Here is a 10,861-nt window from a genome sequence, read left to right as displayed (position 1 = left end):
TTCTGCCAAGTCCACCCACCGAACCGCTAATCCTTGATGCGCGCGCGGGACCTTCGTGGCCAACGACACGTTCTACGACTCGTAAAAAACCTGTTTCCGCCCGCCGTTCCGGGGGAACCGGGCCCGGAGGTTAGGGCAGCCTGCGTGTCCTGGAGAGCGCTCCGGAGGTACGATGTTGGACATTGTGGTTTTCCTAGCACTTGTCGCCTCCCATTCTGATATCGACCTCGAAACGGTGGCCCGGCTGAGCGCCGCCTCCGACGGGGTCGCTTCTGCCGTGCTCGACGGCACCACCCCGGTCTCCGGCGCCGTCGTCCTGTCCACGTGCAACCGCTACGAGGTCTACTGCGAGGCCCCCGGCCAGGACGAGGTTCCCGCAGCACGCCAGGCAGTCATCGAGCAGATCTCCGCCGCCTCCGGGCTGGCCGAGGAGCAGGTGTCCCAGGCCTTGGAGACCAAGACGGAGGACGACGCCGTCTCCCACCTTTTCGCCGTGGGCGCCGGACTCGATTCGGCGGTGATCGGCGAACGTGAGATCGCCGGACAGGTCAAACGGGCCCTCATCGATGCCCAGGCCACCGGCACGGCCTCCGGATCCCTGGTCCGGTTGTTCCAGAGTGCTTCACGGGCCGCCAAGGACGTCGGGACCCGCACCGCATTGGGCGGGCGCGGCCTGTCCATCGTCTCGGTGGCCCTGGACCTGTCCGAGGACCTTTCGGCCACCACCAGCTGGGCGGACCTCAACGTCGTCATCTTCGGCACCGGCGCCTATGCCGGGGCCACCATGGCCCGGCTGAAGGAACGCGGCGCCCACGAGGTGTCCGTCTATTCGGCCTCCGGCCGGGCCGATGTCTTCGCCGCCTCCCGCGGCGGAACGGCCATCGACGATGCTGCCCTGCCCACCGTGTTGCGTGAGGCCGACGTCTTGATCGGCTGCAGCGGCGGCGGGGTGCGCATCGATGCGGCCGAGCTGCGGGCGTTGGATCGGAACGGCAGGCCCCTGGTCGCGATCGACCTGGCACTGACCCACGATGTGGACCCCGATGTCCTCGAGTTGGACGGCGTCGAATTGATCACCCTGGAGTCGGTGCGCATGGCCGCTCCCGCCGAACAGTCGGAGGCCGTGGCCCAGGCACGGGCCATCGTCACCGATGCCGCCGATAGGTTCGCTGGTCAGCAGCGCCAGCGCAGTGCCGATACCGCGATCGTCGCGCTGCGCAAGCACACCCAGAAGGTCCTGGAGACCGAAGTGCAGAAGGTTCGGGCCCAGCATGGGTGCACCGCTGCCGCCGAGGAAGTCGAATTCGCCATGCGCCGCATGATGCGCCAGCTCCTCCATGTCCCGACCGTGAGGGCCAGGGACCTAGCCGCCGAGGGTCGGCATGGCGATGTCGAGGACGCCCTGGGCACGCTCTTCGGCATCGAGCTGGAGGACGCCCCCGTGGCCCGGGGCCCCGGGGACGGGCAGCAGCCCCGGCCCGCGGATCCGGTCACCGGCCCGGTGGGATTGCCGGCAACGGGCACCGACGGCGCCCCCTGCCCCGGACGCCGCGAAGCCTAGCGGCCTCCGCGGGCCGCCTCGCGGCCGGGGCCCTAGTACATCGACTTCCCGGGTTCCACCTGCTCGACCCAGGCGGCGATGCCCCCGGATAGGTGCCGTACGTTGTCATAGCCGTGGTCCAGCAGATAGCCCAGTACTTCGCCGGAGCGTCCGCCTGATTTGCAGTGCAGCACCACGTCCTTGTCCCGGGGCACGTCGATGTCTCCCCCGAGGACCTGGCCGCGCGGGGCCAGCTCGGCTCCGTCGATGGCCACGATCTCCGCCTCGCCTGCTTCCCTGACATCGAGCAGCACGAAGTCCCTGCTCCCGGCGGCCCGCTCCCCCAGCAGATCGCGGAGTCCCAGCGGATCGATCGTCGGCAGTTCACGCTCCGTCGCCTCGGCCGGGGCGATCCCGCAGAAGGCAGGATAGTCCTGGAGCAGTTCGGTGGGCTGGACGGTCTCAGGGTCGGGCCGCAAACGGATTTCACGCCAGTTCATGGCCAGGGCGTCGAGGATGAGCACCCGGCCCAGCAGGGACTCACCGATCCCGGTGATCAGTTTGATGGCCTCGGCGGCCATGACCGCCCCGATCTGTGCGCACAGCACCCCGAAGACTCCGCCTTCGGCACAGGAGGGGACGCTTCCGGCCGGCGGGGCCTCCGGGTACAGGTCCCGATAGGTGGGGCCCTGGCCGTTCCAGAAGACGCTCACCTGGCCGTCGAAACGCAGGATCGAACCCCAGACATAGGGTTTGCCCAGGATCGCTGCGGCGTCGTTGACCAGATAGCGGGTGGCGAAGTTGTCGGTGCCGTCCAGGATGAGGTCGTAATCGGCGAAGACCTCCAACGCGTTGGTGCTGTCCAGATGCACCTCGTGCAGGACGACGTCGGTGAACGGGTTGATCTCGGCGATGCTCTCCCGGGCGGACTCGCCCTTCCCCTGCCCCAGATTGGACACGCCGTGGATGACTTGGCGTTGCAGGTTCGAGACCTCGACCGTGTCGTCCTCCACGATCCCGATCGTCCCGACACCGGCGGCCGCCAGATAGAGCAGGGCCGGAGAGCCCAGCCCGCCGGCGCCCATGACCAGGACTCGGGCGTTCTTCAGTCGTCGCTGTCCCTCCAGACCGACCTCGGGGATGATGATGTGCCGTGAATACCGTTTGAGTTCGTCCGGGCCCAGTTCGGCTGCTGGTTCGACCAGGGGGCCGGGAGCTGTTCGTATCGCGTCCTGCATTTTCCCAGCCTAGTCCCAGCCACGGAATACCCATGGGTAGAATGACTCCATCCGTAACGACGACGACGTTGCGGAGGAAAGGCAGGCAGTGGAGCGCAGTCCAGAAAATTCCCAGCGGACCCCTCGGATGCCGCGGGACCAGCGACGGCGGCAATTGCTTCAGGCCGCGCACCAGGTCTTCGTGGCCCATGGCTACCATGGTGCTGCCATGGACGAGATCGCCGATGTCGCCATGGTCAGCAAGCCGGTGCTCTACCAGCACTTCCCGGGCAAACGCGAACTCTATCTCGCGCTGCTCGACGAACACCTGCAGGCCTTGTCCGAACGCCTGCTCAAGGCCATTGCCTCCACCACCGACAACAAGCAGCGGGTCCAGGCGACCATCCGCGAGTTCTTCGGCTTCATCGCCGGGGACAGCCAGGCCCACCGTCTGGTCTTCGAATCGGATCTGATGCATGATTCCGCCGTCAGTTCGCGTCTGGAGACGTTCAACGCCGGTTTCGCCGACGCCATCGCCGGGGTCATCGCCGAGGACACCGGGCTCAGCCAGGCCCAAGCGGTGCTGTTGGGCCGGGCCATGTCCGGCATGGCGCAGGTCGCGGCCCGCTACTGGCTCGAGCTGGAGGGCGAGGTCGACCTCGACGAGGCCAGCGACCTGGTCTCGCGTTTAGCTTGGCGCGGAATCGCTCGGTTCCCGAAGGAATCCTGACGTAGATTTGACCCTGACGTATATGGGCGACGCTTCAGGCGCCCACCCCGACTTAAGAGGAGCCACCATGGACGTGCGCATCGGAATCCAGAATGTTGCCCGCGAGGTTGTCATCGAATCGGCTGAAACCACGGAGCAGGTCACCCAGACCGTCCGTGATGCCATCAGCGGCTCCACCGGTCTGGTGCTCAGTGATTCCAAGGGCCGCCAGGTCATCGTTCCCGCCGGTGTCATCGGCTATGTCGAGGTCGGCGCCGAGGAACCGCGTCGCGTGGGCTTCGCCGCCCAGGCCTAGCAGGCCGCATGCCGAGCAACGGCCGGCCCCGACGGTAGACGTCGGGGCCGGCCGTTTTTCGTGGCCCGGCGTCGCCGTGGTCAGGAATCCTGCGGTCCGTCAGGGGTTCTCGCCATCGTTCCCTTCGTGCACGGCCGGGTGTCGCTGCGGTTCGGCACTCCCGCCGTCCCGTGTCGCGGCCTGGGAGACGGCCTCGGCGAAGCCCGTGTCCTGGCCGGTCACCTGACTGCCTGCCTCATGGGAGGACACCGCCAGGAACACGGTGTCGTAGCGCCAGTCCAGATCGGGGTGGTGGTTGCGTTCCTCGGCGATCGCCCCCACGGCGGCGATGAACCCGATGGCCGCGGCCGAGGATTCGAAGGCATAGGCGGTCACCAGGGCACCTCGTCGATGCCGCCAATCCGGCAGCCCGGCCAAGGCCTCATTGATTTGGGTACCGGTCAGGACGCCGTCGCCCGGGCCGGTGGATGGATCGGTCATGATCTCTCCTTTCGCTCCCTGGGCCCATGCTCGTGCGAGCGGCTCAGGCAGTCAACCCCAAGGCGGCCATCCTGCGTGAATGGTTCTCCACGAGCTGGGCGAACAAGACGCCCAGGGGTTCCTCCCCGGCCTCATCCGCCTCGGTGATCAGTGCGTCGTTGAACAGGCCGCTATCGGCGATCCTGCGGGCCTGGGTGAGGGCCTCGCCGAGCAGCCGCCGTCCCCACAACGCCAAGCGGGAGGCCAGTCGGGGATCTTCCGCCAGGGCTTCCTGGAGGCGTTCGTGGAGCCATTGGTTCTGTGCGTCCAGCGCCTGCACCTCCTGGACGAGTCCACGGACGTCGGGATCCAGGCCCCGGGAGATGGCAACATAGAAATCCCCCGAGACCGAGTCGATGACGTGGGCCTTCATCAGGGATTCGTACCAGTCCCCCGGGCGGGTGCGATCGTGCAGGGCATCGATGGAGGCCACGAACGGTTCCATGGAATCCGTCGGCTCGGCCCCCCGGGAGGTGATGACCTCCACGACCCGTTCGTAGTGCCCGAACTCGTGGACCGCCAGACGGGCCAGCGCCACCCGGTCGATGATGGTCGGTGAGAAGCGGGCATCGGAGGACAGGCGTTCGAACGCGGTCAGTTCCCGGTAGGCCATCAGCCCGCATAGGGCCAGTTCGGCCCGGGCTCGGGTCGCGTCGTCAAGGGTCGGCGGTGGCAGCTCGGTCATGCAGGCCAGCCTACCTCCGGCACGGTTCCTCCCCGGCCCGGGCGCTGGTTTCCTTCCATGTTGTGGTTAGGCTGAATCCGTGGTGCACAAACCCCTTGAGCTGAAGACCAATGCCGCGCAGACCCGTCTCGTCCAGGCATTGGACTCGGTGGTGTCCGCGTTGGAGCTTCCCGGGGACTATCCCCCGCAGGCGTTGGCCGAGGCCAGGACCGCCATCGATTCCCTGGTCCTGCCCGACCACGATCTGACGGAAATCGAGTTCGTCACCATCGATCCGGCCGCTTCCACCGATCTCGACCAGGCCGTCCACCTCGCCCGTGACGGGGAGGGCTATGTGGTCCGCTATGCCATCGCCGATGTCCCGGCCCTGGTCGAGCTGGGCGGCGCCCTCGACGCCGAGACCAGGCACCGTGGACAGACCCTGTATCTGCCGGGCCACCGGGTGCCCCTGCACCCGGAGATCATCAGCGAGGATGCCGGCTCGTTGCTGCCCGGGCAACGCCGTGGCGCCTATGTCTGGACGTTCCACCTGGATGCGGCGGCACTGGTGCGCCGGACCGGGCTCCTCCGGGCCACGGTGTGCAGTCGGCAGAAGCTCGACTACGCCGGGGTCCAGGCCTCGATCGACGAGGGGCATGCCTCGGAGTCGCTGGCACTGTTGAAGGAAGTCGGGCTCAAGCGCATCGAGGCCGAACGCGAGCGCGGTGGGGCGAGCCTGCGCATCCCCGAGCAGGAGGTCGAGGTGGACGAGGACGGGGTCCCCTGCCTGACCGTCCGGGCGGCCCTGCCGGTGGAGGACTGGAATGCGCAGATCTCCTTGCTGACCGGGATGGAGGCCGCCCGGATCATGCTCGAGGGCGGGATCGGGATCCTGCGGACCATGCCCGCCCCCGATGAGCACGGGTCCACGGCCTTCCGCCGCCAGGCCGCCTCCCTGGGGACCCCCTGGCGCGACGGGGTCCCCTACGGGGAGTTCCTGCGCTCGCTCGATGTCACCGAGCCCCGTCAGCTGGCCATCATGCATGCCGCCACCTCGCTCTTCCGGGGGGCCGGGTATACCGCGTTCGACGGCGAAGCCCCCGAGGAACGGATCCAGGCGGCCATCGCTGCCCCCTATGCGCACACCACGGCCCCGTTGCGCCGGCTGGTGGACCGGTTCAGCCTCGTCGTCTGCGAGCATCTGGTCCGCGGAGCCGAGGTTCCTGCGGGAATCCGCCGGGCCCTTGTCCTGCTGCCGGAGCTGATGCAGTCCTCCAACCAGGTGGCGGGAACCGCCGAACGGGCAGCCATCGATACCGTCGAGGCCGCCCTGCTCTCGGACCGGATCGGGGAGAAATTCGATGCGATCACCCTCAATGGCACCACCGCCGAGCAGGCGGCCAGGGCCCGGGAGAACGGTGAGGCCCCGGGCGGGCGCCTGCAGCTTCTGGACCCGGCGGTCAACGCCCGCTTCCTGGGCCGGGCCGAAGCCGGCGAACGCGTCCAGGCCGAACTGATCGAGGCCGATATCGACCGGCGCACCGTACTGTTCAGGATCGACTAAACGACCGGCCGGCGGCCCCACCCGTTCAGCCCAGCAGGAACTCCGCCCGTCCCTGCATGCTCGAGGAGGCCTGGGCCATGGGCCGACGCGGGATCCGCCCGCCCCGCTGGGCCAGTCGACCGGCCCGCACCGCATGCCTGAAGGCCTCGGCCATCAGGGCGGGATCCTGGGCCCGGGTGACGGCGGTGGCCAACAACACGGCGTCGCACCCCAGTTCCATGGCCAGGGCGGCATCCGAGGCGGTGCCGATCCCGGCGTCGAGCACCACCGGGACCGTCAGCCGGGAGGCGATGTATTCGATGTTGTGCGGGTTCAGGATCCCCTGGCCGGTGCCGATGGGTGCCCCCAGCGGCATGACCGCCGTGCAGCCCAGGTCCTCGAGTCGTTGGGCGGCCACCGGGTCGTCGTTGGTGTAGGCGAAGACCTTGAACCCGTCGGCCACCAGTTCCTCGGTGGCTTTGAGGAGTTCGGGGATATCGGGCAGCAGTGATTCGTCGTCGGCGATCACCTCGAGTTTGACCCAGTCGGTCTCCACCGCTTCGCGGCCCATCCTGGCGGTGAGGACCGCTTCACGGGCGGTATGGCATCCTGCGGTGTTCGGCAGCAGTCGGATGCCCAGCCGTCCCAGCAACGCGAAGATCGATTCGGTGCCCGGGACCACTGCGTGGCGGCGCATCGACACCGTGGTCAGTTCGGTTCCGGAAGCACGCAGGGCGGCTTCGAGCACGTCCTGCCCGGGGGCCCCGCCGGTCCCGGTGATCAGCCGTGAGCCGAAGCGGGTTCCGTCCAGGAGGAGGTCGTCGGTTCCCGCACCTTCACCCACCTTGCACCGCCGAGAGCAGTTCGATCCGGTCCCCCGGCTGCAACCGGGTCCGGGCCCAGGCCGAGCGGGGAACGACCTCGTCGTTGACCGCGGCGGCCAGCCCGGGGCTCGTTCCCTCGCTCGTGCGGCCATCGGCGCCCAGCGCCAGGCCCGTTTCGCGTTGGATCAGCTCCAGCACGCTCAGGGCGGCGTGGGGTTCGGCCTGTCCGTTCAGGATCAGTGGGGGCGTGGTGTCGTTCATGAGAATCTCCAGGGGTCGAAGGGTGCCAGTCGGGTCGGGTCGAGGCTGGCCGGGGGTGGTCTCGGCGGCGTGGCCCCGGGCACCGGGCCAATCAGCCCGCGGATGGTGGCTGCCGCGGCCACACTGAGCAGCACCCCGTGGCGGTGGAATCCGGTGGCGGCCAGCAGTCCGGGGCCGATGCGTCCGAGCAGGGGCAGGTGGTCGGGGGTTGATGGACGGGCCCGGGCCGTCAGGTCCACCAGTTCATAGTGGGCCAGGGCGGGCATCACCCGCAGGGCGTCACGTAGCAGCCGGTGCACGCCCTCGACGCTGATGCCGGGCTGGTCGTCCTCGCGTTCGGTGGCCCCCACGACCACTTCCCCGTCGCGGCGCGGAAGGATGTAGACCCGTTGCCCGGAGACCAGGGCGCGCACCGTGGAGCCGGCCGGACGCGGGGCCGTGGCGGTCGGGCGCATCCTGAGCACATCGCCGAAGACCGGGCGGACCGGAAGCCGCAGCGAGGCCGGCAATCCACTGATCCGCTCCCCCGCTCCCCCGCGCTCTCCGGTCCTTCCGGTCCCGGTGGCCAGGATGACCTCATCGGCTTCGAGGTCTTCCCGGGCCCCGTCGGGACCCAGGGTCTGGACGACGGGCCCGTGTGCTCCGGCGACGACGCCGGTGGCCCGCCGGCGGTTCACGCTCACACCGGATTCGAGTTCGAGGGCGGCCAGCAAGGCGGCTGCGGTGCGGCGCGGGTCGGTCCGTGCGTCCCCGGGGGCCCGGAAGGCCCCGGCCAGCCGGGGGGCCAACAGCGGTTCGACTTCGCGGGCCGCCGCGGTGCCCAGCTCCCCGATCCCCAACCCGACGGTGCGTTGGGCCTCGGCCAGCGCCGAGAGATCGGCTCGATCGGCGCCGTCGGCGGCAACCACCAGCGTGCCGCAGGCCTCGAAGCCGGTGGGTCGGCCACTGGCTGCTTCCAGTTCCCGGGCCCACCGGGGCCAGGCGTCGGCGGCGGGAACGGAGAGTCCCAGCAGGCCCTGTTCCTGGTAGTGGAATTCGGTGACGGCCGCGAGCATCCCCGCCGCGGCATGGGTGGCCCCGGTGGCGGGTTCGGGATCGATCAGGGTGACACGGTATCCGCTGCGGGCCAGTTCCCAGCCGATGGACAAGCCGACGATGCCGGCGCCGATGACCGCACAATGCATACTGTTTTACCTTCCCTCCGCCGGCATGATCCGGATCAGGTGTCTCGGTCGGCGCTCGGTACCGCATCTGCGGCGCAGCGCCCTCTCAGCCCGTCTGCGGGCTCCCGTGGTTCGGTTCCAGCCTAACGCACGCCACGCGCGGTCGCCGGGTCGAAGCGGTGATTATGTCGCGGCACGGTAGACTGGAGGGGTAGACAAGGATGCCCGGTCGTACCAGACGCATTTACTTGGCAGGAATTCCCAGCGAACCTGCACCTTTTGCGCGTTCATTCGCGCTGGTTAGCCCGCGATCGGCTCCGCTGGACGCGCCGCTGCTGCGGTGGACTCCGCTCTCCGTTTTCAGAGGACGTCGAGCACACCGAGCCCCGGCGCCTAAACGAATGAGATTTCATTGAATACTGAGCAACAACTCACCGACGACACCGGAACCATCGAACTTCCGGTCGACGGTCTCCTCGCAAGCGAGGATGCCCCGCATGAGCTGCCCGAACAGACCTTCGCAGACTTCGGCGTCCGCGAGGACATCGTCGAATCCCTCGCCGACGCCGGCATCATCCACCCGTTCCCGATCCAGTCGATGACCCTTCCGGTCGCGCTGGCCGGACACGACATCATCGGGCAGGCCAAGACCGGCACCGGCAAGACCTTCGGTTTCGGCATTCCCGCCCTGCAGCGGGTCATCGGCCGGGACGACCCCGATTACGACAAGCTGCCCAGCCCCGGCGCACCTCAGGCCCTCATCGTGGCTCCGACCCGTGAACTGGCCAACCAGGTCTCCGCCGACATCCAGAAGGCCGCGACCAAGCGCAATGCCCGCATCGCCACCATCTACGGTGGTCGCGCCTACGAGCCGCAGATCGAGCAGCTCACCGCGGGCGTCGAACTGGTGGTCGGCACCCCGGGGCGTCTGATCGACCTGCATAAGCAGAAGTACCTGAACCTGAAGAACATCCGCATCGTGGTCCTGGATGAAGCCGACGAGATGCTCGACCTGGGCTTCCTGCCCGACGTCGAGACGCTGCTCGCCGCCATCCCCGCCGTGCACCAGACCATGCTGTTCTCGGCCACGATGCCCGGCGCCGTCGTGTCGATGGCCCGCCGCTACATGTCCCATCCGACGCATATCCGTGCCGCGGACCCCGAGGACGACGGCATCACCAAGAAGGACATCCGCCAGGTCGTCTACCGCGCCCACCAGTTGGACAAGGACGAAGTCGTCGCCCGCATCCTGCAGTCCGAAGGCCGCGGACGCACCATCATCTTCACCAAGACCAAGCGCTCCGCCGCCAAGCTCTCCGAGGAACTGATCGACCGCGGTTTCGCCGCCGGCGCGATCCACGGGGACCTCGGCCAGGGCGCCCGCGAGCAGGCACTGCGCGCCTTCCGCAACCACAAGGTCGACGTGCTGGTCGCCACCGAGGTCGCCGCCCGGGGCATCGACGTGGAGGATGTGACCCACGTGATCAACCTGCAGTGCCCCGAGGACGAGAAGACCTACCTCCACCGGATCGGCCGCACCGGCCGTGCGGGGAAGAAGGGGACCGCGATCACGTTCGTCGATTGGTCCGATGTCCCCCGCTGGGGCCTGATCAACAAGGCCCTGGGACTGGACCAGGCCGATCCGGTGGAAACCTATTCCTCCTCACCGCACCTGTTCACCGATCTGGGCATCCCGGCCGGGACCAAGGGACGGCTGCCGCGCAACCAACGCAAGCTCCAGGGACTGTCCGGGGAGAAGCTCGAGGACCTGGGCGAAACCGGCAAACGTCCGGCAGAGCGCGAGAAGGGCCGGGGAACCGGTTCCCGCTCGGGCCGCGACGCGGGCCGCGGACGCGGTCGCAGCCGCGGCTCGGAATCCGGTGGGGACGGCGCCGGGCGTCGGGGCCGCGGCCACGGCCGCTCCGACCGTCCCAACCGCGAAGCCACCGGGGAGACGAACCGCCAGCCCGCCGAGACCGGACCCACCAGCGACGAGGCGGCCCGTCCGGCACGCCGCCGCCGCTCGCGGACGCGCCGGCACCACGGCGAGGTCGTCAACCGCAACGAGTCCGAGTAGCACCTGTGGGCGCCACCACGCCTACCTC

The 10,861-nt window shown here is 68.8% G+C and carries 11 protein-coding genes; 5 read left to right on the top strand and 6 right to left on the bottom strand.

The features are described from left to right. Positions 1-184 precede the first annotated feature (184 nt). Positions 185-1,561, top strand: coding sequence for a glutamyl-tRNA reductase (locus ACT3S6_RS13005; RefSeq protein WP_444555312.1), 1,377 nt, complete (start codon positions 185-187; stop codon positions 1,559-1,561). Positions 1,562-1,593: 32 nt separating this feature from the next. Here ACT3S6_RS13005 and moeB read toward each other — a convergent pair whose 3' ends face one another. Then, complete coding sequence (gene moeB, locus ACT3S6_RS13000) at positions 1,594-2,778, bottom strand: molybdopterin-synthase adenylyltransferase MoeB (protein ID WP_444555311.1); 1,185 nt, start codon at positions 2,776-2,778, stop codon at positions 1,594-1,596. Positions 2,779-2,905: 127 nt separating this feature from the next. On the opposite strand from moeB, the gene ACT3S6_RS12995 reads away from it, so the two are divergent. Then, positions 2,906-3,487: a TetR/AcrR family transcriptional regulator gene (locus ACT3S6_RS12995; RefSeq protein WP_444555310.1), complete on the top strand. Its 582-nt coding sequence runs from the start codon at positions 2,906-2,908 to the stop codon at positions 3,485-3,487. A gap of 67 nt (positions 3,488-3,554) precedes the next feature. After that, positions 3,555-3,782, top strand: coding sequence for a DUF3107 domain-containing protein (locus tag ACT3S6_RS12990; protein WP_444555309.1), 228 nt, complete (start codon positions 3,555-3,557; stop codon positions 3,780-3,782). Positions 3,783-3,881: 99 nt separating this feature from the next. On the opposite strand, the gene ACT3S6_RS12985 is transcribed toward ACT3S6_RS12990, so the two are convergent. Next, entirely contained in the window at positions 3,882-4,262 is a 381-nt protein-coding gene (locus ACT3S6_RS12985) for a 4a-hydroxytetrahydrobiopterin dehydratase (protein WP_444555308.1), read from the bottom strand. Positions 4,263-4,305: 43 nt separating this feature from the next. Next, complete coding sequence (locus ACT3S6_RS12980; RefSeq protein WP_444555307.1) at positions 4,306-4,986, bottom strand: ferritin-like fold-containing protein; 681 nt, start codon at positions 4,984-4,986, stop codon at positions 4,306-4,308. A gap of 79 nt (positions 4,987-5,065) precedes the next feature. On the opposite strand from ACT3S6_RS12980, the gene ACT3S6_RS12975 reads away from it, so the two are divergent. Then, positions 5,066-6,529: an RNB domain-containing ribonuclease gene (locus ACT3S6_RS12975; RefSeq protein WP_444555306.1), complete on the top strand. Its 1,464-nt coding sequence runs from the start codon at positions 5,066-5,068 to the stop codon at positions 6,527-6,529. A gap of 25 nt (positions 6,530-6,554) precedes the next feature. Here the strand turns inward: ACT3S6_RS12975 and ACT3S6_RS12970 are convergent, their stop codons facing one another. From ACT3S6_RS12970 to thiO, 3 genes are read right to left on the bottom strand one after another with little or no spacing between them, the layout of a single operon-like run. After that, on the bottom strand, positions 6,555-7,352 hold the full coding sequence (locus ACT3S6_RS12970; RefSeq protein WP_444555305.1) for a thiazole synthase: 798 nt from the start codon (positions 7,350-7,352) through the stop codon (positions 6,555-6,557). Next, positions 7,345-7,593, bottom strand: coding sequence for a sulfur carrier protein ThiS (gene thiS, locus ACT3S6_RS12965; protein ID WP_444555304.1), 249 nt, complete (start codon positions 7,591-7,593; stop codon positions 7,345-7,347). The genes ACT3S6_RS12970 and thiS overlap by 8 nt, the downstream gene beginning before the upstream one ends. Next, positions 7,590-8,777, bottom strand: a complete 1,188-nt coding sequence (thiO, locus tag ACT3S6_RS12960; protein WP_444555303.1) for a glycine oxidase ThiO — start codon at positions 8,775-8,777, stop codon at positions 7,590-7,592. Before thiO ends, thiS begins: the two co-directional genes overlap by 4 nt. Positions 8,778-9,168: 391 nt before the next feature. Here thiO and ACT3S6_RS12955 point away from each other — a divergent pair, with 391 nt between their 5' ends. Then, positions 9,169-10,833, top strand: a complete 1,665-nt coding sequence (locus ACT3S6_RS12955) for a DEAD/DEAH box helicase (protein ID WP_444555302.1) — start codon at positions 9,169-9,171, stop codon at positions 10,831-10,833. Positions 10,834-10,861: the final 28 nt, after the last annotated feature.

Origin of the sequence: Arthrobacter sp. AOP36-C1-22, from assembly GCF_052377515.1 — a bacterium.
Lineage (GTDB): Bacteria > Actinomycetota > Actinomycetes > Actinomycetales > Micrococcaceae > Arthrobacter_H.
This window is presented reverse-complemented; position numbering and strand designations above follow the sequence as displayed.